13 protein-coding genes are annotated in these 21,026 nt (G+C 74.0%); 7 read left to right on the forward strand and 6 right to left on the reverse strand.

The features are described 5' to 3' along the window. Positions 1-76: 76 nt before the first annotated feature. Both fusA and ACZ60B_RS39975 read right to left on the reverse strand, forming a co-directional pair. On the reverse strand, positions 77-2,167 hold the full coding sequence (gene fusA / locus ACZ60B_RS39970) for an elongation factor G (protein ID WP_469396266.1): 2,091 nt from the start codon (positions 2,165-2,167) through the stop codon (positions 77-79). Between the two features lie 527 nt (positions 2,168-2,694). Beyond that, positions 2,695-3,432, reverse strand: a complete 738-nt coding sequence (locus ACZ60B_RS39975) for a nucleotidyltransferase domain-containing protein (RefSeq protein ID WP_469396268.1) — start codon at positions 3,430-3,432, stop codon at positions 2,695-2,697. Positions 3,433-3,730: 298 nt separating this feature from the next. On the opposite strand from ACZ60B_RS39975, the gene ACZ60B_RS39980 reads away from it, so the two are divergent. The 5 genes from ACZ60B_RS39980 to ACZ60B_RS40000 all read left to right on the forward strand — a co-directional run bounded on the left by ACZ60B_RS39980 (position 3,731) and on the right by ACZ60B_RS40000 (position 11,084). After that, positions 3,731-4,546: a hypothetical protein gene (locus ACZ60B_RS39980; protein WP_469396270.1), complete on the forward strand. Its 816-nt coding sequence runs from the start codon at positions 3,731-3,733 to the stop codon at positions 4,544-4,546. 351 nt (positions 4,547-4,897) lie between these two features. Then, positions 4,898-6,127 carry a hypothetical protein gene (locus ACZ60B_RS39985; protein WP_469396272.1) on the forward strand — a complete coding sequence of 410 codons (1,230 nt, stop codon included), beginning with the start codon at positions 4,898-4,900 and terminating at the stop codon, positions 6,125-6,127. A gap of 292 nt (positions 6,128-6,419) precedes the next feature. Then, positions 6,420-7,424 (forward strand): hypothetical protein, encoded by a 1,005-nt coding sequence (locus tag ACZ60B_RS39990; RefSeq protein WP_469396274.1) that lies wholly within the window; start codon positions 6,420-6,422, stop codon positions 7,422-7,424. An 8-nt stretch (positions 7,425-7,432) separates the two neighbouring features. After that, positions 7,433-8,533 carry an ATP-binding protein gene (locus ACZ60B_RS39995; RefSeq protein ID WP_469396277.1) on the forward strand — a complete coding sequence of 367 codons (1,101 nt, stop codon included), beginning with the start codon at positions 7,433-7,435 and terminating at the stop codon, positions 8,531-8,533. Positions 8,534-8,654: 121 nt separating this feature from the next. Beyond that, a complete protein-coding gene (locus ACZ60B_RS40000) occupies positions 8,655-11,084 on the forward strand; it encodes a hypothetical protein (RefSeq protein WP_469396279.1) in 2,430 nt (809 codons plus the stop codon). Positions 11,085-11,189: 105 nt separating this feature from the next. Here ACZ60B_RS40000 and ACZ60B_RS40005 read toward each other — a convergent pair whose 3' ends face one another. The 3 genes from ACZ60B_RS40005 to fxsA form a co-directional block, all read right to left on the reverse strand. Continuing rightward, a complete protein-coding gene (locus tag ACZ60B_RS40005) occupies positions 11,190-12,200 on the reverse strand; it encodes a hypothetical protein (RefSeq protein WP_469396281.1) in 1,011 nt (336 codons plus the stop codon). A 190-nt stretch (positions 12,201-12,390) separates the two neighbouring features. Next, positions 12,391-16,173, reverse strand: coding sequence for an FxSxx-COOH system tetratricopeptide repeat protein (gene fxsT, locus ACZ60B_RS40010; RefSeq protein WP_469396285.1), 3,783 nt, complete (start codon positions 16,171-16,173; stop codon positions 12,391-12,393). Positions 16,174-16,369: 196 nt separating this feature from the next. Continuing rightward, on the reverse strand, positions 16,370-16,588 hold the full coding sequence (fxsA, locus tag ACZ60B_RS40015; RefSeq protein ID WP_469396287.1) for an FxSxx-COOH cyclophane-containing RiPP peptide: 219 nt from the start codon (positions 16,586-16,588) through the stop codon (positions 16,370-16,372). Positions 16,589-16,867: 279 nt separating this feature from the next. Here fxsA and ACZ60B_RS40020 point away from each other — a divergent pair, with 279 nt between their 5' ends. Then, a complete protein-coding gene (locus ACZ60B_RS40020) occupies positions 16,868-18,190 on the forward strand; it encodes an FxsB family cyclophane-forming radical SAM/SPASM peptide maturase (protein WP_469396289.1) in 1,323 nt (440 codons plus the stop codon). Next, on the forward strand, positions 18,187-19,557 hold the full coding sequence (locus tag ACZ60B_RS40025; RefSeq protein WP_469396291.1) for an aKG-HExxH-type peptide beta-hydroxylase: 1,371 nt from the start codon (positions 18,187-18,189) through the stop codon (positions 19,555-19,557). The genes ACZ60B_RS40020 and ACZ60B_RS40025 overlap by 4 nt, the downstream gene beginning before the upstream one ends. A 67-nt stretch (positions 19,558-19,624) precedes the next feature. On the opposite strand, the gene ACZ60B_RS40030 is transcribed toward ACZ60B_RS40025, so the two are convergent. After that, entirely contained in the window at positions 19,625-20,419 is a 795-nt protein-coding gene (locus ACZ60B_RS40030) for an SGNH/GDSL hydrolase family protein (RefSeq protein WP_469396293.1), read from the reverse strand. Positions 20,420-21,026 lie beyond the last annotated feature (607 nt).

The raw sequence follows: 21,026 nt of genomic DNA on the forward strand, positions 1-21,026 counted from the left end.
GTGGGGCAGGGGTTGGGTCGCCCCGGCCCCGGGGCCCCCCCTGCCCGCCCGGGGACCGCCGTGCCCTCGACGCCTCCTACCGCGTCGATCCGGTCACCGGTGCCGACGCCGGCACCGGCGCGTACCCGGTGGGCCTCGCCGTGAAGGTGCCGCGGCCCTGGGTCCGGCTGCGCAGCCGGGTCGCGTAGCCGAACAGTTCGGCCAGCGGCACGGTGGCGCCGACGACCGCCGAACCGGCCCGTACGGTCGAGCCCGTGACCCGGCCGCGGCGCGCCGCCAGGTCGCCGAGCACGGAGCCGACCGCGTCCTCGGGCACGGTGACGGTGACCTCGGCCACCGGCTCCAGCAGGACCAGCTCGCAGGCGCGCAGGGCCTCGCGGAGCGCGAGCCGGCCGGCGGTGCGGAACGCCGTGTCGGAGGAGTCCTTCACATGCGTCGCCCCGTCGGTCAGCGTCACCCGCAGGCCGGTCACCGGATGCCCGCCGAGCGGACCGTCGGCCAGGGCGTCCCGGCACCCGGCCTCGACCGCGCGGACGTACTCCCTCGGCACCCGGCCGCCGACCACGGCCGACCGGAACTCGAAGCCCCCGCCACCACCGCTTCCGACGGGGTCCACCGGTTCCACGTCGAGGACGACATGGGCGAACTGCCCGGCGCCGCCGTCCTGTTTGACGTGGCGGAAGACCAGCCCGGAGACCCCGCGGACGACGGTCTCGCGGTGGGCCACCCTCGGACGGCCCACGTTGACGTCGAGGCCGTGGGCACGCCGGAGCGTCTCCACCGCCACCTCCAGGTGCAGTTCGCCCATGCCGGACAGCACCGTCTGGCCCGTCTCGGGGTCGGTACGGACGACCAGCGACGGGTCCTCCTCGGCCAGCCGGCCGAGCGCGGAGGCCAACCGGTCGGTGTCGGTACCCCTGCGGGCCTCGACCGCCACGGAGACGACCGGGTCGGCGACGCCCGGCGGTTCGAGCACGAGAGGCGCCTCGGGAGCGCACAGCGTCGAGCCCGCGCGGGCCGACTTCAGGCCGACCACGGCGACGATGTCACCCGCCACCGCCCGCTCCAGCGGGGTCCGGCGGTCCGCCTGCACCCGCAGGATGCGGCCGATGCGCTCGGTGCGCCGCGCGCCCGCGTCCATCACCGCGTCCCCCTTCCCGATCGTTCCCGAGTACACCCGCAGATACGTCAGCCGCCCCGTCGGGGTGGCGTTCACCTTGAACACCAGGGCCGCCAGCGGCGCCGCCGGGTCCGCGGGCCGCTCCTGGGGCACGCCGTCGTGCGTACCCCGTACGGCGGGTACGTCCAGCGGCGACGGCAGATAGGCCACGACGGCGTCGAGCAGCGGTTCGATGCCGCGGTTGCGGTAGGCCGAGCCGCACAGCACGACCACGCCGTCGCCGCTGTGCGTCAGGTCGCGCAGTGCGGCGGCCAGCGTCGCCGCCGACAGCGCCGAGCGTGCGCAGAACTCGTCCAGCGCGCCCGGGTGCAGTTCGGCCACCGCTTCCTCCAGGGCCCGCCGCCGCCGGTCCGCCTCCTCGCGCAGGTCCGCCGGCACCGGCCCTTCCTGGGCCGTGTCGTCGCCGTCGGCCCAGATCAGTGCCCGCATGCGCAGCAGGTCCACGACGCCGGTGAAGCCGTCCTCCGTGCCGATCGGCAGCTGTACGACCAGCGGAGCCGGGTGCAGTCGCGCCCGGATCGAGGCGACGGCCGTGTCCAGGTCGGCGCCCGCCCGGTCCAGCTTGTTGACGAACGCGATCCTCGGCACGGCGTGCCGGTCGGCCTGCCGCCACACGGACTCGCTCTGCGGCTCCACTCCCGCGACGGCGTCGAACACCGCGACGGCGCCGTCGAGGACGCGCAGCGAACGCTCCACCTCGTCGGCGAAGTCGACGTGCCCCGGGGTGTCGATCAGGTTGATCCGACGGCCGTCCCACGCGCAGCTGACGGCCGCGGCGAAGATGGTGATCCCGCGGTCGCGTTCCTGGGGGTCGAAGTCGGTGACGGTCGTGCCGTCGTGGACCTCACCGCGCTTGTGGGTGCTGCCGGTCGCGTAGAGCATCCGCTCGGTGAGGGTGGTCTTGCCCGCGTCCACATGGGCGAGGATGCCCAGGTTGCGGACGAAGGCGAGCGGGTCGGTGAGGTGAGGGTTGAGGTGGGTACGCACGGCCCATGGCCTTTCGGGGCGACGGTGAGAAGGGCGGCGCGATAGCCGGACGGGGACGTCGGTGTGCCTGCGGCCGGGCGGACCGGCGGGCTCCGTGGCTCGGAGAGCCGACGGGCCCGGCGAACCGCCGGGCGCGGTGAAGCCGTCAGGTTCGGTGAAACCGCCAAGCGCGGTGGAACCGTCAGGTCCGAACGAGCGGGCGGGCTCGGCGAAGCCGTCGGGCTCCGCGAAGCCGGCAAGCTCCGCGGGTCAGGCCGACGGGCAGGGCTCCTGGGGACGTCGTCTCGTCACGGCATCCGGTGCCGGCCGCGCAGCGGGCACCGGGCGGCCGGAGACACGAGGATCACCTCGTACCGGGAACGGGAAGCGACGACAGCGATGCGGACACGCACGGCCGGGCTCCCCTCACTCGTCACGACGACGCGCCGCCGTACCGTCGGTCGGCGCGTGATGTGGTGAGTGTAGGAAGAGCCACGGCGTCGGGTCACGCGAATTTCCGGGCCGCCGACGGGACTTGCCGTCGGCCCTCAGAGGACGGGTCGGCCGCCCTCGAGCGGCTCGTCGCCCGTCGTGCGGGGCGCGGTCGCCCAGAACTGCCTCCGCACCCGCCGCAGCCAGGCTTCGGCCGCCGTCTCGTCCGGCCGCTCCGGCAGCACGCTGCGCGTCTCCTCGAAGGCCTCCTCGAACCCGCGCAGCAGGGGCAGCGCGGCCTCGGGGTCGGCCGCGACCTGCTCGCCGAAGCGGTGGTAGGCCTCCGGGTCGTCGACCCTGATGGTCAGGCGGCCCGTCGCGTAGAGCTCGTACCCCTGTGTGCAGAGCCGCTTGAGGTGGCGGGCGTGCTTGGCGGTGCGCTTGCGGACCTCGTCGGAGAGCGGTCCCGCGCTGCGGTTCTGGAGTTTCCTGAACTGCTGGGTCGCGTAGCCGAGATAGGCGGCGCGGACCCTCGGTGCGCTCAGGAACGACGGCCGGATGCCGATGAGCTCGTCGCCCAGCGGGGTGCGGACCTCGTACAGCTCGTCCGGGAGCCAGACGAGTTCCATCACCGTCGGGTTGCCGCCCAGCGCCAGCCTGCACCACTTCGCGGCCTCGTGCAGGGTGCGGTCCGGTGCCGTGCTGACATGGGACTCCTTCGGGCCGTGCAGGCCGTGCAGGTCCTCGGTGGGCGCCGCGAACAGGCCGAGCCGGTCCACGTCGGAGCCCGCGCGGGCGAGTCCGTACGCCGTCGAGCCGACGACGCCGGACAGCAGGATGTTGGTCACGGTCACAGGGGCCCCCGATGGTGGTCGTCTCACCGGCGCGGGCCGATGCGTGCGGCCACGGGCGCCGTCCCCGGACCGCCCCCTCACGGGTGGCGGCGGGACAGCCATGATGCCCGGCCACGGCCGCTGTCACCTCGTATTTTCCGTGGCCGTCCGGCGGCCCGCCGACGCGGGGTACGGACCGGTCCGCGTTCACCCTTTCGGCTCCGTGCGCTGGTCGGGCGCCGGAGCCGGTGGTGCCGTGGGAGGGAAAAGGGAGCCCAGCACCTCGGGGAAACGTCCTCGTCCTCAGGAGGCATCCGTGATGACCCCTCGCCCGTCCCGACCCGCCCGTGTCCTCGCCTCGGCCCTGGCGGTGGGCACGCTGCTGGCCACGGCCGCCTGCTCGGACGGTGGATCGGAGGGCTCGGGCGCCACGACCTCGCCTGCGGCGACCGGGAAGACCTCCGCCAGCCCGACGGCCACGACCGCCGCCGTCACCCAGGACCAGGCACAGGCCGCGCTGATCACCGCGGCCGATGTGGAGGACGCCTGGACCCAGGCGCAGGACCCCAAATCCTGGCACGACGCCCTGTTGACCGGCACGGTCGACGCCTCCCAGTTCGTCACCGACAAGTCGGCCGCCGCCGACTGCCAGCGCCTGATCGACGGGCTCTACCGCGAGGACCTCCTGGGCAAGCCGTCCGGCGCCTCGGCGCTCGTCGGGTTCACCCAGGACAACTCCCGGCTGCTCCAGCAGACCGCGGCCTACGACAAGGCCGAACTCGACAAGTCGCTGAGCTGGCTGGCGGGTCTGGCCGACAAGTGCGCCCAGTTCACCGTGAAGGGCTCCGGCGGCGACCGGACCGTACAGGTCGTGGAAGCGGCCCTGCCGAAGGCGGGCGACGCCCGGCAGGGCCTGACGGTGTCGGTGAAGGGCACCTCGAACGGCGCGCCCGTCACCCTCACCCTGGACGTCGCCGCGTCGCAGGTGGGCCCCAACGCGGTCACGGTCACCAACGGCGGCACGGAGGGCGTCAGCCACGACAGCACCGCGGACGCGATCACCTTCGGCACCCAGCATCTTCAGGACGTGCTGGCCGGAAAGACTCCCGCGCCCGCGCCCAGCGAGTTGGAGTGACACCGCTTGCTCCCCGGGTTGTCCGGGGAGCGCCCGGGATCTCGCCGCGGGCGCGCGCAATCCGACCGGATACGCTCGCTTGCCGCCGCTCCGTGTTCGGTGATGCCCCGCGAAGGGCATCGTGCATACAAGGCGGTGCGGCGCCGAGGCCGTCCCGTGCGACCACGCGGGCCAGGGGGGATGTCAACTACCGTACGTGAGGCTTGTGTCGTGCTTCCGTGCGGTATCTCGGCCCCCTAGCATTCACCTGCCCCACGACGAGGCTCGCGCGGCGGCCGACGGTGGCGTGCGCGCGGTGCGTCCTCGGCCGTGCCGACACCGTGCGGGCGCGGAACGGAGGGGGGACGAGCCATGACGACGACGGGGCGTGCCCGTTGGCGTCGGCGGCCGGAGTCGGTTCCCGTCGTCGCGGTGGGCGCGGCGGGCACGCTGGTGGCGGGCGTGGTGATCGGGCTCCTGGTGGACGCCTCGGCCCTGGTCGACTCGGGTGGATACCTGTTCGGCGCGAGCCTGTTGCTCGCCGTCGGCCTGTACGGGAGCACGTACGGGATCGACCTCCACGCGCTGCGGGCCGATCTGGCCGGGGTGCTGGCCGCCGTGACCGTGGGGGTGCTGCTGAAGGCGGCCCTGATCGCCGGGACGATGCTGCTGGTGTTCCACCGGCCCCAGGCGCTGGTGCTGGGCATCGCGGTGGCGCAGATCGACCCGTTGTCCGTCGCCGCGCTCGGCCGCGACGGGCGGATGTCGCCGCGGGCCCGGTCCTTGTTGACGGCGTGGGCGTCCTTCGACGATCCGATGACCGTGCTGCTGACCCTCTATCTCGCGGGATACGCGTACACGGCGGCGGGGCACACGGGCGCGCCCGAGGTGTCGGGCGACGGCGGGGGCGGCTATCTGACCGGACTCGGTCTCAACGCCGCGCTGCTGGCCGGGGTGTTGATGCTGTGGTGGGCCGGGCGGCGGGTGACGGCCGTGGTGCGCGACGCCGGGTCCCTGCGACGGCCCGGGTCCCTGCGACGGCTCGGAGCCGCCGCGACGGTCCTGCTCGTGGTGGCGATGCTGGTGCTCGCGGCGGCGCGGCAACTGATGCTCGCGGTGGCCCTGGCCGGGCTGGTGGTCCGGTCCGGCGTCCTGACGAAGGGGTTGGCGCGTGCGGTGGGCGGCGCGTTCCTCGCCGCGTTCCTGGCGCTCGGGCTGCTGCTCGCCCACGGGGTGGCGTGGTGGCCGGGATTCGTCCTGGGCGTGGCGGCCTTCGGGGCGCAGGCGGTGGTGGCGCTCGGGGTGATGCCCCTGTTCGTACGGGATCTGGAGCGCGGCGACCGGATCGCGCTCGGTCTCGGACAGCAGAACGGGATCACGGCCGTGCTGATCGCGTTGACCCTGGAGCGTGACTTCCCGGGTACGGCGGCCACGGTGGGTCCCGCCGTCATCACGGTGAACGTGCTGCACGGCGTCGCGCAGGCGTTGCTGGCCCGTTCGGCCCCCGCCCCCCGGCCTGTCGTCGGCGGGGAACTCCAGCCGGCCGACGCACGTCGAGTCGTGCACGAGCGCGAGACGGTCGACAAGAAGCCGGTGGTGTAGCCACGGCACGGGAGGAGTCGTACGGAGGCGGCGGCGAGAACGGCAAGGGTGGCGGGAGCGGGAGGCGGCGACATCGGCGGGCCGGACAGGACCGCCGGGGCGGCGCGACCGGCAGGATCAGCAGGACATGCGGAGCACCGGTGCTACCGAGCGACGGAGCGGCCGGGACGGGGAGAGGCGTATGAGGCAGGGGACGGGACACGGCCGGCGGGGGGCGCCGAGGGGTGGCCGTCCGCCCGGCGTCCGGCCGACGGAACGGGCCACCGCTCCGCCGCGCGGCCCACGATCCCCCGTGCGCGGAGCTCACCGGTTCACGGCCTACGCGGCGGCGGTCCACGGCGCGGCGGTCTGCGGTACGGCGCTGCTGCTGGCGGCCGGCGCCGCTCCGGCGTCCGCCGCGCCGTCGGCGTCCGACGAGCGGGACGTGCAGCTGGTGTACTGCCTGTCGGACGCGCACCGCGACGACCTCGTCGCGGCCGCCGTGGCGCTGGGGCTGCTGGCGCCTGGCGGTGCCGCGGGACAGGACTCCGTAGAGCCCGTACGGCCGGTGGGGTCCACGGGGCCGTCGGGGGCCACGAGTTCCGTCGGGTCGACGGCGTCGGCGGGCGTCGCGGGGTCTGCGGGGTCCGTCGGGTCGACGGCGTCGGCGGGCGTCGCGGGGGCCGGTGGGCGGATGACGCTCCAGCAGTGGGCGGATCGGCGTACGGACGACTTCGCGCGGGCCTGTTCCGCGCTGATGGCGGCCGAGGCCGACTCCGGCGGGCCGGCCGCGCAGGGATCCGGCGCCGAGGACGGCTGGTTCGAGACGTTCCTGAAGGGGCTGCCCGCGCTGGCGGCGGGTGCGCTGCTCACCCTGGGTGGCCAGTTCTCCGAGCGGGTCTCGTCCGAACGGCGCCTGTCGAGGCAGCGGTTGCGGACCGACGAGGCGGCGTTCCGGGGCGCGGCGCGCGCGTATCTGGCCGCCTACGAGAGTGACCCGGAGGCGGATCACACCGCCGTACGGTCGACGCGTGAGGCGCTGGCCGGGACGCTGTTCCAGATACCGGGTCCGGCGGCGCGCCGACGGGCCGCCGCACGCGCCGTCGAGCGCCTGCCGCTGGCCGGACCGCTGCCCGCCTCGCGCGAGGGCGTGGTGCTCGGCCCGGAGGGCCGGGCCGATGAGGCGCGCGGGGCGGGGGAGGCCGTGGATCTCGTGCTGCGCACGGTGTCGGACCTCGACCGCGGCGCCGTGCACTGGGCCGCGCGCACCGTGCTCGAATGGCGGGTCGGCCGTACGGCGCCAGGAGCGGCCGTATGACCGGGCCGGTGCATAACGATCCCCACGGCGTCCAGGACAACCCGTACGGCGTCTACGTGCCGGGCAGCAGGGACAGTCTGCCGTGGCTGCCTCCCCCGCTGCTGGACGACCATCCGCTGGTGCCGTGGGTGGAGGAGAGCCACGCCGGACAGTGGGTGGACGTCGATCACGCCCTGGAGCAGGTGACACAGTTCGAGCAGTGCCTGAGAAGGCTGCCGGAGATGATCCTGCCGAAGGTGGACACGGGCCATCTGGTCGTGGTCACGGGCCCGGTCGGCATGGGCAAGACGACGCTGATCCACCGGTGTGTGCACCTGGCCCACCAGTACCTGGACCACTTCAAGCAGCAGCCCCGGCCGAGCGCCGGCCGCTCGGGAGTCATCCAGCCGCCGACGCCCTACGTGGCGATGACCGGCGGCTACGACAATCGCGCGAACGGCATCAGCACAGACGCGCGGGGGCAGTTCGCGTCGACGCAGGACATCAACACCGCCCTGCGCAACAAGATCGTCGACGAGCTGGGCGACCTGATCCCCGAGAAGTCGCTGCAACGGGTACGCGCCGAGGCGGAAGTCCACGAGGCGTTCAAGCTGCTCAGCAGACTGCTCGCACAGCAGGACGCGCTGCTGCTGGTGCTGGTGCCGCACATGGACTGGCGGGACGACATGGGTTCGGTGCGCACGGACTTCCTGCGGACCTGTCTGAAACATGCGCGCAGCAGGATCGTACTGTTCGTCGAGGTGTGCCACCACGATCCCGAACGGGCGCACGAGGTGGTCGCGGAGATCTGGCCCAACAGCGCGCTCACCCATCTGAAACTCGGCAGCCTCACCTCGGAGGACACCGTGAAGTTCAGTCAGGCCGCCCGCGGGGACCATCCCGATCCCGACGCGCCGGTCCACTCCGGGGCCTGGCTCAGGTCCGACGTACGGCAGTTGCGCAAGCGGTACTTCAGCATCGCCGAGGAGCGCAGACGCACCGGCGGCGAGGTCCGGGTCGCCGCGGCCGACCTCGGCGCCCCCGTCCTCGACGTGACGGCCATGGCCCGCAACCCGTCGGCCGGTGCCGGGCCGGTCCCCAGACAGCCTCCTCCCCCGCCGGGCACCTGAACCCCGGCCCGGCGGCCGCCCGGCCCCGTACCCATCCGATCCTCCGCGGCACCCACCCGCAGTGATCCCCGCACCCGCCCGCCGCTCGGAAGCCGAAACCGGACACACGAGGAGTGCCATCGTGGCCCCAGACAGTGGAGACATCTGGCACGAGAACCCCTTCCCGCTGATCCCGGTCGTGCGCCTCGGTCCGGCGTCCGACCTGGGAGATCCATCGGTCCGAGGGGCCGACTCGGGCAACGCGCACATCACCACCCCGCTGGTGCAGGACCTCCGGGCGCTCGTCGACGACTACTTCGCGCCGCCCGCCGCCCCCGGCCGGCGCGGCCGGGCCATCGCCCTGGTGGGCGGGTTCGGCCTCGGCAAGAGCCATGCGCTGCGGCGTACGTACCAGGCGGTGCGGGAGCGGCACTCCGAGGCGGCGATGTGGATCGTGGACGAGCCGGCGCAGGACATGGGCCGGCTCTACCGCGACCGGCTGCGCGGTCCCGGCGACTCGGTGCAGGGCCGTCAGGCCTTCGAGGAGCTGGTGCGGGACTACTACGCCTACGTGACGGCGGGCTGGGTGGGCGCGCAGGAGGACGATCCGCGCCGGGACACCCTCCAGGAGATCGCGACCGGACTGCGGGAACGCGCGCTCGATCCGGACAAGGTGGTGGCGGCGCTGCGCTACGACCCCGAGGTGATCCACGCCGATCTGCGGGGCACGCTCGGCGAGGTCACGGAGCACCGCAGGTTCGCGACCGCGCTGGCGCTGCTGCTGGAGCCGCCGTTCAAACGGATGGTGTGGAGCTGGCTCGGCGGCGAGGAACCGGCCGAGCCGCTGCGCGAGCGGGGCATCACGGAGGCGATCGGTCCGTCCGGCAGCGGGGCCGCCACCACGGCCGGGATCGACCGGGTGTTCGACGCGCTGGCGGTGCAGGGCTTCCTGCACGGCCGGGTCGGCGACGCGTACGTGCTGCTGCTCGACTCCCTGGAGAAGGTGCTGGACTGGCCGGAGGAGAACCGGCGCACCTTCATGGACGCCTTCGAGCGTCTCGTCAACATCTACACGAGCCATGGCGGTCTGCTCGTGTTCTGCACCTCGCCGGAGGGACTGCGGGCGCTGCGGGCCGGCATGCACGAGCGGGTGGTGCAGCTGTGGCCGACGGGGCTGAGCGACGAGCACACCCGGGAGCTGGTCGCCAAGTACCTCGCGGCGAGCGGTGGGCGCGCCGCGACGGGAGCGGGCCCGCGGGCGGGCACGGCGGCGGGGCCGGAGGCAGTGGAGGGGGCGGGGCCGGCCGCCGGGACGGCACCGGACACGGGGCCGTTCGAGGAGGAGGCGCTGCGGCTGCTGCACGAGCTGACCGAGGGCGTGCCGCGCGAGGTGCTCAAGGTGTGCCGGCAGGCCTGGCAGCTCAGCGAGGAGGACGCGGAGTCCGCGGAGAACGGGTCCCCGTCCGGTTCCGGTTCCGAGTCCGGTTCCGAAGGGGGAATCGAGGATCACGGCGGCCGTCGGCCGCTGGTGGTGCGCCGGGTGACCGGGGCCACGGTGCTGAAGGCGGTACGGGAACTGCACGAGCGGGTGTCGTACCGCAAGGTCCTCGACGACGTGCACGACGCGCTGGACCTCGGGCAGTGGCGGATCGCCTCGCGTGATCCGGTGCCGGCCCGGCTGTCGCGTTCACCGGGCGGCCGGGACGAGGTGGTGCACTGGCTGTCCCCCGCCCCCAACGCCTACCTGGCGGTGATCCACACCCGTTCGGTGCTGCTCGCCGACGACGCCGAACGCGTCGCGGCCCATGTGCACGGGCTGCGCAGCGCGGTGCGCCCGGGACGGTTCGAGGCGCTCCTTGTGGTCAACGGGCTGGTGTCGCAAGTGATGCAGGACCGGCTCGGGCGGTCGATCGGTTCCCGGCCGCTGGTGTACCGGCAGGGCGGGTTCGCGCAGACCCTGCACGAGGCGCTGCTGCAACTGGAACGCCGTCTGGTCGAGGAGCAGCGGGAGGGCGACCTCGCCGAGCTGGGCGAGCGGATGCGGCGCGATCTGGAGCAGCAACAGACGGCCCAGCTGGAGGAGTTGCGCCGCGCGGTCGCGGCGCTGGCACTGGAGAACGTGCCGAGAGGGACCGTTCCGGCGACCGCCCGCCCCGGAGGCGAACCCGAGCCGGAGGCGGCCGAGTTGCCGGTTCCGGTACGACGCAGGTTCCGCGACGCGCTGGCGATGCTGGAGACGGTGACGCGGCGGGTGGCGGGCCGGGCGGTGAACCGGCGGGTCGCGGCGACGCCCGCCGATCTCAGTGTCCTGGGCTGCGCCACCCTGGTGCGGGAACTGACCGAGGACTTCCGGGGCTCGGTCGCGGCGTGGGCGCGCGGTGCGCTGCCGGGTGCGCCGACCGAGCTCCAGCTCGGCGAACTGCGCCGGATCTGCCGGGAGTACGAGTGTGCCGTCGAGGTGCTGCCGGTGCATCTGCTGGGCGGCGCCGAGCCGCAGCATCCGCTGACGCCCGCGCGCACCGTGGAGGTGCTCGCCGAGGAGGTCTGGGGATCCCTGAGCACGGTGTCCTGAACCGGGCGGGGAACAGGCACGCGGAAGCGGTCCGGTACCGGGCGGGGAGCCGGGCGGGCGACGGGTCCGGGACCCCGTCGCGGGGCGACGCGACGGGGGCGTCGGTCACCGCGGCGGCGGGACGATGCCGCCGACCGCGCGCGCCAGTGCCTGCAACCCGCGTTCGGCGTGGTCGACCTGGCGCTGGTCGAGGGTGACGCCCAGGAGGAACGCGCCCACCGAGGTCCAGTGCACGTACACGGCGCCCTCCTGTACGTCGAGGACGAGCCGGTCCACGGGGGCGCGGCCGTGCTCGGGCGGGGCGACCAGGGCGAGGGCGTCGGTGAGCCGGACGAGGTGGCCGCGCAGGCTGCGGGAGAGGTCCCGGTAGGCGGTGCGCCGGGTGCGGACGCTGACGTCGATGAAACGCGGCCCGATTTCATGGGCGTCGAACACGTCGCCGACGCAGACCAGCGCCCAGTCGCGGTAGTAGCCCGCGTACTGGAGGTCGGTGGTGTTCACGTGCGCGTGCCACAGGCCGCGCAGCCGCTCCTCGTACCCGACGTCGGGTTCGGCGGCCGTACCGAAGTCGACGTGCGGGCCGTCCGGTTCGGCCGTGGTGCGCCGGTGCGCCTTCGCGTCGGGGTCGCCGCCGGGCAACTCGTCGGGCAGCGAGTGCACTTCGGTCCGGATCCGGGTGACGAGCCGGTTCATGGCGGCGTCCATGGCGGGGACGCCGTCGGGCAGGTCCGTCACCGCGGCCAGGAACTCACCGGGGCGGGCCCGCCCGCCCCACAGGCCGCCGCGCGTGTTGGCGACGACCGTGCGCATCAACTCGCCTGTTCCCAGGGGCCGCAGGACCGCGCCGAGATCCTGCGCGCACAACAGCAGCCGACTGCCGGGCAGCGCCTCGCTCTCGTCCTCGTCGCCCAGCTCGGTGACCAGGCTGCTGAGCGGGGCGCGCGGGACGCGGAAGACGGTGAAGTCCAGGATGCCGTTGCTGTAGTGGGACAGGGAACGGATCTGGGGCGTACGCGCGACCTCCTCCTCGCACAGGGCGGTGATCCGGCCGTGACGCTTGTCGGCCCAGTGGGACTCCTTCAGGGTGTCGGTGCGTCGGTGTGCGGGAGCTGCCACGGGTGCTCGCCTTTCGGTGGGTGAGTGCGGGCTGCTTGCGGCCGGCCGGTACCGGCTTCCGGCTCCGGTACCGGCTTCCGGCTCCGGCTCCGGCTCCGGTACCGGCTCCGGCTCCGGTACCGGCTCCGGCTCCGGCTCCGGCTCCGGCTCCGGCTCCGGCTCCGGCTCCGGCTCCGGCTCCGGTGGTGCACTACACGTCGGGCAGCTCCAGGTCGATGTCGTAGCCCGAGGGGGGCGCCGGGCGGGCGGATCCGGTCGCGGTGAGCCGGTCGAGGTGCTGCCTCACCCGGCGCCCGTCGGGGCGGTGCGCGACACCGAGGTCGCGCAGCCGGGTCAGCGCGGCCCCGGCCAGCTCGGCCGCCTCGTCGGTCCGTCCGGCGGCGGCCAGCGTGGCGGCCAGGGAGTTCTCCGCGGCGGCGACCCAGGGGTGGGCCTGGCCCAGCTTGTGGCCGAGGAGGTTCAGGGCGCCGCGGCCCACCTCCTCGGCCAGCCGTGTCTCGCCCGTGGCGCGCAGGTAGACGCCGTGGCGCACCTGGCACAGGGCGGTGTACGGGTGGCCCGCGCCGAACCGGCGGGCGAGGGTGTCCCCGCACTGCCGGGCCTGCGTCTCGGCCTCGTCCGCCTTGCCGAGGGCGTGCAGGTCGGCGGCGTAACTGAACTGGCAGCGCAGGGTGTCGAACCGGTCGGGGCCGAAGCGGCCGATGTAGATGCGCAGCGCCCGCTGGTCGCGCTCGTGGGCGAGTTCGTAGCCGTAGCGGGGGTCCTTCACGGCCGGGAAGCCGTCGGCGAGCCGGCGCTCGCTGACGGCCAGGCCCACCTCGGTGCCCAGCCGTTCGCCGTCCCAGACGTCGCCGTGGCGGCGCAGTCGCTGGCGCAGCAGGTCGTGCGCCTCGCCGGTGCGCCCGGCCGAGCGGTAGAGGTAGGCGAGCAGGTCGGCGCTGTCCCAGGCGACCTCGTCGTCCGTGCCGCCGACCGCCTGCCGGTAGCGGAAGCGTTCCTGGAGGCGGGTGAGGGCACGGGCGACCCGTCCGGTCAGCGCCTCGGTGAGGGCCACGTTGTGCTCGACCTGGAGGGTGGCGGGATGCTTCCAGCCGAGCAGCAGTTCCAGTTGCTCCAGCGCGGGGCGCAGTTGGAGCAGGGCGTCGTCGAACCGGCCGACGGCGCGCAGGGTCGCGGCGTAGGAGTCGGCGGACAGCAGGGTGCGGGGGTGGGTGGTGCCCAGCAGCCTGCGGTGTCCCCCGAGCGCCTCCTGGGCGAGGCGGCGGGAGGTGTCGTAGTCGCCGCGCAGGCGGTGGGCGCGGGCGGTGAAGTTGAGCAGCCGCAGGTACTCGGGGGACTGTTCGTCGTCGTCGGCGCGCCAGCATTCGCGGGCCAGTCCGGCGATCTCCAGGAGCCGGTCCAGGTCGGCGGACTCGGCGCGCCGGCTGAGCGCGCCGAGGTGGCGCAGCAGCGAGCGGCGCACCCGGGGCCGGGGGTCCTCCCACAGGCGCAGCGAGTAGACCTCGCGGGCCCAGTCGGCGGGCAGGTCCTGGAGCTCCTGCGGGGCGTACTCGGCGAGGATGCCCCGCAGCACCGACTCGATGTGGCGCCGGTCGGCGTCGGCCATGCCGGCCCTGATCAGGTCGCGCAGTCCGTGGTGCTGGGCGAGGGGCTGTTCGGCGCGGTCGAAGTCGACGTCGAGGAGGCCGACCCGGGCGAGTGCCCACAGGGCGACGCTCACCATGTGCTCGTCGGGCAGTTGTACGTCGTCGGGGTGGCGGGGGCTCGCGGCGGCGGCCGACCCGTCGGCGTCGTCGTCGCGGGCCAGTTCGGACAGGATGCGGCGCGAGCGCAGCAGTTCCAGACCCATGCCGCGGCCGGTGAGCAGCGACGCGGCGTCCAACAGCCAGCCGAGGGCGTCGCGTTCGGGGCTCTCGGCGCGCCAGGCGGCGGCCCCCGGGGTGGACTGCGCGACGCGCCGGGCGACGCGGACCATCACCGCGACCGGGGCCACGCCCTCGGTGTGGCGCAGCAGTTCGGTCTTGCCCGCGCGGTACTCGGCCAGCACGTCGCCGACGGCGGCGCGCAGCGCGGCGTCCGGGTTCATGTGGTCCTCGCGGCGGTGGGCCGCGGCGCGCTCGGCCAGGCAGTGGGCGGCCAGACGCAGGGCGTGCGGCACGAAGTCCACGACGTTGCCGAGCTGTCCGGCCTGCTGCTCGGTGATCTCCGGAACCCGGTCGGCGAGCAGCGCGCGGCTCTCCTCCGGGGTCATCGGGGGGATGGCCAGGGGGGTGAGGTGCGGGGGACGGGGTTCGGGGCCGGTGAGGGTGCGGGGGGTCGCGACGGACGGATCCGTCGGAGTCCCGTGCGGCGGGTCGGCCGGGTGCTCGGCGCCCGGGGCGGGGGCCGCAGCCTCCGCGCCCGGCTCGGGCCGCGGTGGCAGCCGGCTGGTGATCAGGACGTGTCCGCGCTCGTGCGGTACGGGCAGCAGCCCGTGCAGGGTGGCGGGGTCGGTGACACCGTCGTAGACGAGCAGCCAGCTGCCCAGGTCGTCGTCGGGGCGCGACAGGCGGGTCAGCAGACGGGAGACCCCGGCGTCGTCGCCGCCGGTGGCGAGCCGGTCCTCGGGGCGGCCCAGCCGGACGGCCAGCCGTGCGAGGGCGCGCTCGACGCGCTGCCGCTCCCAGGAGCGCACCCACCACACCACGTCGTAGCCGGCGCCGTAGCGGTGGCACAGTTCGTGCGCGGCCTCGCTCTTGCCCCAGCCGCTGGGCCCGTGCAGCACGAGACAGGCACCGTCGCCGCCCGCGTCGCGCAGCGACTCGTCGATCCGGGCGAGGAGTTCGCCGCGGTCGACGAAGCCGCCGCCGCGCGGGGCGACGTTCGTGGTCTCGGGCAGGCGTGGGAAACGCGCCATGGCGCGGGGGGCGGTGTGCTCGGCGACACCGAGTCCGAGACCGGTGTGGAGCAGTCGCAGCGCCTCGTCCTCGGTGGTGCCGCGCAGGTCGATCCGCTCGTGGTGGGCGGCCTCGGTGTGCGGGAACGGCTCGTCCACCAGCACGATGCGCACGTCCGTGTGGGAGAGCGCCCCGATCTGGGCGAGGAGCGTGTCGTCGGCGTCGTCGGGGGACACGAACAGCAGGGCGCCGCCGGGGTCGGGACGTTCACCCGTGTAGGTGTCGGCGCGCCGCAGTTCGGTGCGCACCCCCTGCACGGCGAGCCGGTCGCGCAGCCAGGCGGCCCAGGGCGCGTGCCGGGTGGAATGCACGACGGTGACATCGGTCAGCCGTGCGGTGCGGCGGTCGCGCAGCCACTCGGCGAGCCGCTCGTAGTACGGGCGCAGCCCGGTGACGGTCCCGGCCTCCTCGGCCTCGACGGCGAGGCTGAGGCTGTCCTGGTACATCGGGTTGTACGGGATCTCCAGGAAGGGGATGTCGCCGTCGCCGAGGGTACGGGCGATCGGGCCGAACTTGCGGCGCACCCGCTCGCGGGCGTTGCGCAGCCGGTCGTGGACGGCGACGTCGCTCTTGAGGCCGAGGGTGAGCAGTCGTGCGGCGCGGCCGCCGGTCCGGCGCACCGTCAGGACCTCGGCGAGGGCGGCGGCTCCGTCGATGGACCAGGCGGTCATCGCGAAGCAGATGACGAGCGCGTCGGCGTACGCGGCCACCCGGGTCGCCTCCACCGCCTCCGGCGTGTCGGGGACCGGCGCCTCGATCAGGACGTGGTCGTAGGACACGGCGACGGGGTCGGCGGCGAGGGCCGCGAGCGCGGGGCCGCCGATCGTGACCGTACGGACCTCGCCCGGTTCGGGCGGGAGCAGCGCGACGGCGGGACCGTCGGCGGTGCGGCGGCCGTTGACCAGCAGGACGCTGCGGTTGGCCTCGGCAAGGATGTCGGCGGCGTTGCGCAGGGTGGTGCTCAGACCGAGGTTCTCCGAGGTCGCGAGGAAGACGGCGAAAGGACCTGGGCGGTCGAGGGGGTTGACGTCTGGCATGACCTCTCCGCTCGGCGCGGCGCTACTAGGGACGACAGGAACGACGGATACGGCAGGTGCGACGGCGGAAGCGACCGGTGAGACGGCGGATGCAACAGCGGGGACGGTGACCGAAGCGGAGGGAACCAATCAGAAATGCCAACAAAACGGACATGCGTGAGTGTCAGGGTACAGGGCCGCTCCGCACACCGGGCGGTCACGCGCTTTCTTTGTGACCGGTGACGAACGGATCGCCCTCCGCGCAGCCCGCGTACACCCGGCGCACCACCGCGCCGAGCACGGAGTCCGGCAGGGCGGCGAGGTCGTCGGGCGCGAGCGCGGCCAGGTCCAGAACGGCGGACTCCACGTCGGGCACCGGCTCGGCGCCCCCGCCGGCCCGGGCCTCACCCGGGGTGACGCCTTCGGCTGCTGCCATGGTGTCCACTCCACGAGGTCTCGTGGGCCGCCGCAGCGGCCCTCCGGGCGCCGGCCGGTCCGGCAGGTTACGGGAACGCCTTTTCAGCGTAACGCGGAGGCCCGCTCCGACGGCAGCGGGCGGAGCGTACCGGACTGCGGCAACTGCCCTTCGCGGGAGTCCCGTTGACTCATTCGTGATGTTGACGCTGACCGCACCGCGAACGAATACTGGTCGAACAGAGTGCGCCGCCGACCGTGCCGGGCCCGGTCCGCTGCGTACGTCCTCGGGGGGAAGCGGATGAGTCGACCGCCACTGCTCCATGCCGAGCCGCCCTGGCCGAGGGACGCCGACGTGGCGGCCTCGCGGGCCGCGGGCTGGGTGCCGTACCCGTTCCACTCCTTCGTCCTGAAGGTGCACAGCCGCTGCGACCTCGCCTGCGACTACTGCTACATGTACCGTTCCCACGACCAGAGTTGGCGCGCCCAGCCACGCAACATGACCCCTGCGACGCTGGCCCGCACCGCCGAACGCATCGCCGCCCACCTGACCGCGCACGGCACGACGGAGGCGGGCGTGGTGCTCCACGGCGGCGAGCCACTGCTGGTCGGGGACGTCGAACTCGCCCGTACCGTAAGAGTGTTGCGCGAGACGCTCGGTGAGGGAATACGCCTGCACCTGTCGTTGCAGACGAACGGGATCCGACTCACCCGGCAACGCCTCGACCTGTGCGGCGAGTTGGGGCTGCGCATCGGCGTGAGCACCGACGGGGGGCGGACCGCGCACGACCGGCACCGGCGCGGCGCGGACGGCCGCGGCAGCCACGGCCGGGTGCGGACGGCGCTGCGCCTGCTCGCCGAGGACACCTACCGTCCGCTGTTCGGCGCGCTGTTGTGCACGATCGACCTGCGCAACGACCCGGTGCGCTGCTACGAGGACCTCCTCGCCCACCGGCCGCCGACCGTCGACTTCCTTCTCCCGCTGGGCAACTGGCACACCCCGCCGCCGGGACTGGACCCCGCCGGGCGACGCACCCCGTACGCGGACTGGCTGTGGGCCGTCTTCGAGCGCTGGTACGGCGCCCCGGCCGCGGAGACCCGGGTACGGCTCCTGGACGACCTGCTCGCACTGCTGCTCGGCGCCACCCCGCAGACGGAGTCGCTCGGCCTGTCCCCCGTGCGCTACGCGGTGGTGGAGACGGACGGCTCCCTCGCCCAGGACGACACCCTGCGCACCGCGTACTCGGGCGCCACCCGCACCGGGCTCGACGTCCGGAACCACTCCTTCGACGACCTCCTTCGCCATCCGGGAATCGCGGCGCGCCAGTGGGGGGCCGCCGGTCTGTGCGCCCGGTGCCGGGCCTGCCCGCTGCACCGCGTGTGCGGCGGCGGCCACTACGCGACGCGTTACCGGCGCGACACGGGGTTCGCCAACCCGAGCGTGTACTGCGCCGAACTCACCGAACTGATCGGCCGCGTGCGGCACCGGCTGCGGACCGACCTGACGGCCACCGGCTCCACGGGGGCCGACCCGGCAGGGGGCGGCGCGGTGGCCGGGACGGTCGCAGCGGCCGAGGCGGGCACGCCGGGCACCTCGTGCGCGTCGGGCGCGGGAGTGGCATGACGCCGTCGCCGCACCGGATGCCGGGCGCGCTGTTCGACGCGGTCGCCGCGGGCGCCGGCGGAGCCGAGGCCCTGCGGTTCCTGGCCCGCGCCGAGCACGGTCGCCGCCTGGCCGGCGCGTACGCCGTCACGGCCGCGGCCCGGGAGGCCGGGGGCCCGGTGGCCGAGGAGGCGGCACGCGCCTGGGAGTTGTTCGCCGCCGCCACCCGCGCCGACCCCGGGGCGACGGCGGCCGTGCTGACCCACCCGGCGGCCGGACCCGCCCTGTTCGGGCTGCTCACGCGGCTCACCCGGCGACAGGAGCAGGACCGGCCGTCCCTCCGGGTGCCGATGGGCCGGTACACGGCGCTGGCCGCGGCCGCGACGGTGCGCGCGGGGCTGGCCGCGCGGGTGGAGTGGCCGGTGGAGGGAGCCTGGGCGGCCCTGCCGTCGCTCGGCCGGGCCCACTTCCCGGCGGCCGCCCATCGTGGCGGGCAGGCCGCGGTACGCGTCGACACGGCCGGCCGGGCCCTGGTCACCCTGACCGGCCGCTCCCCCGGCGGCCCCGCGGTGCCGGTACCGGCGTCCCCCTACCGCAGCGAGGGCCGCTGGCACGGCGCGTACCCGCTGGAGACCCTGGCCCCGGGCGCCCCGCTGCTGCTGGACTTCCTCGACCAGCCCGGTTTCCCGAACGCGGTGCGCCGCCCCGACGGCCTGGACGCCGACGAGATCCACCGCTGGGTGACGGCGGCCCGGGAGGCCTGCGCGCTGCTCCGGGCGGACCATCCGGACCTGTACGAGGAACTGGCCGCGGGACCCCGCCAGTTGGTGCCGCTGACCGGTACGGGCCAGGGAACCGTCAGCGGCAGCAGCGCGGAGACGTTCGGGTGCGTGGCGATGTCCCGGCCGACGACGGCGACGGGGTTCGCGGTGACGATGACGCACGAGATGCAGCACAACAAGTTCGCCGCCCTGCTGCACCTGTTCGACCTGCTGGAGCCCGGCCCGGAACGCTTCTACGCCCCCTGGCGCCCGGACCCGCGCCCGCTGCTCGGCCTGTTCCACGGGGCTTACGCCCATCTGGGCGTGGCCCGCTTCTGGGCCCGGCGGGGCGAGACGGAACCGGACCCGGGGCTGCGCACGGAGGCCCATGTGCAGTTCGCGCGCTGGCGGTTGGCGGCCCGGGAGGCGACGCTGGTGACCCTGGGCTCGGGCCGGCTCACCCCCCTGGGCCGGCGCTTCGCCGACCACATGCTCCACACCCTGGACGGCCTGTGCCGTCTGCCGGTCCCCGACGCCGCCCGCCGCCGCGCCGAGGCGACGGCCCGCGCGCACCTCGCCGCCTGGCGGGAGCGGAACGGGAACCCGGAGCGGACGCTGTCGGCCTGAGGCGTACGGCCCGGGAAGAACGACGTACGCCGGGGAGGCGGGCCGGGGCGGCCCGCCTCGGCGGAGGTCAGCTGTTGGCGTTGAGGACGGGGTAGTAGCCGCTGGAGTGACCGGCGGCGGTGGGGTGGTAGGACTCCCAGCTCGGCGAGACCACCAGGGAGTGCAGCCAGTCGTCGCCGGAGCACAGTTCATGGCTGTTGAAGGTGGTGCGGACGTCGCCGAAGACGAAGCCGTGGGCGGCGGCCCGGGCGGCGATGACGGTGTCGAGGACGTCCGCGGCCTCGTTTATCTTGCGGTGCTTGGTGGCGCTGAGGCCGACGCAGAGGACGTCGAGCTTGTACATCCGCGGGTAGCCCAGCACGACCACCTTGGCGTTGGGCGCCTTGGCGCGGATCGCGTCGTAGGTGGCGTCCAGGCGGGCGGGGAGGGTGTTCTGCGCGTAGGTCTCGGCCTGGGCGACCCGGTTGACACAGGTGGTGTCCGAACCGGTCACGCAGGTGGTCATGACGTCGGCGAAGCCCGCGTCATTGCCGCCGACGGTGAGGGAGACGAGTCCGGTGGAGGAGTTCAGCGGGCCGAGCTGACTGTTCGTCACGTCCGTGGTGACCGCACCGGAGCAGGAGGTGTCGGCGAACGAGGACGGTGCGTGGGCGTTCTTCCACAGATAGGGGTAGGCGCTGAGACTGCGGTGGCAGTCTCCGCTCGAACTGTCGTAGTTCCCTGCGCCGTTGCCGGCCGAATAGGAGTCGCCCAGTGCGACGTAGGCCGGTCCGGCAGCCTGTGCCGAACCGGTCAGCACCAGGCTGAACATGATCGCGAGGGCGAGTGTGGCCAGGACGGAAAGCGATCTGACGCGTCTCACGAAACCTCCCTGAGCGGGAAAGCTGGCCCTCATTTGGTACAGCAGGCAACCAACTCAGGGAAGTGTCCATGACAAAACTAGTTGCCTCTTTAACATCACGTTTCGCGCCACGAGGAGGCGGGCAACCGCGTCGAAACAAGGAGGGTGCGGCCGCGGCGACGGATGCGCGTGGCCGGAAAGCCACGCGAACGCGACGAGGACCACGACCGTCAGGTCGTGGTCCTCGTCGGTGTGTCGATCGCGTGATCAGCGGGCATGCTCGGGGCTGTTCCGCGGGCCGATGCAGTTGTCGGGGTGTGCGTTGTCGCTCCGTTCCCGCTTCCGGTGAGCACCCTCCTTTGACCGCGCAGATCGCGCGGGCCGGCAACCCGGGCGGTACGACGGCGATATGGGTGCGGGACCGCCTCGACGGGCTGTGGTGCGACGAGGACTTCGCCGACTGCTACCCGCGCCGCGGACGCCCCGGCAGCCGAGCCCGACCATCCAAGATCCCCGACAGAGCCGGGCTAGTGTTCCGAGTCGGGAATTCTGTTCAGATATGAGGCGAGGCGTTCGAGGATCTCGTCCGCGGTCTTCGTCCAGACGTAGGGCTTGGGGTCGGTGTTCC

Source organism: Streptomyces sp. NPDC104096 (assembly GCF_055584385.1).

Coding starts and splice junctions, on each gene's coding strand:
- ACZ60B_RS39985 (WP_469396272.1), top strand. CDS start 4,898: ATGACGACGACGGGGCGTGCCCGTTGGCGTCGGCGGCCGGAGTCGGTT.
- ACZ60B_RS40025 (WP_469396291.1), top strand. CDS start 18,187: ATGACGCCGTCGCCGCACCGGATGCCGGGCGCGCTGTTCGACGCGGTC.
- ACZ60B_RS40020 (WP_469396289.1), top strand. CDS start 16,868: ATGAGTCGACCGCCACTGCTCCATGCCGAGCCGCCCTGGCCGAGGGAC.
- fxsT (WP_469396285.1), bottom strand. CDS start 16,173: ATGCCAGACGTCAACCCCCTCGACCGCCCAGGTCCTTTCGCCGTCTTC.
- ACZ60B_RS39980 (WP_469396270.1), top strand. CDS start 3,731: ATGACCCCTCGCCCGTCCCGACCCGCCCGTGTCCTCGCCTCGGCCCTG.
- fxsA (WP_469396287.1), bottom strand. CDS start 16,588: ATGGCAGCAGCCGAAGGCGTCACCCCGGGTGAGGCCCGGGCCGGCGGG.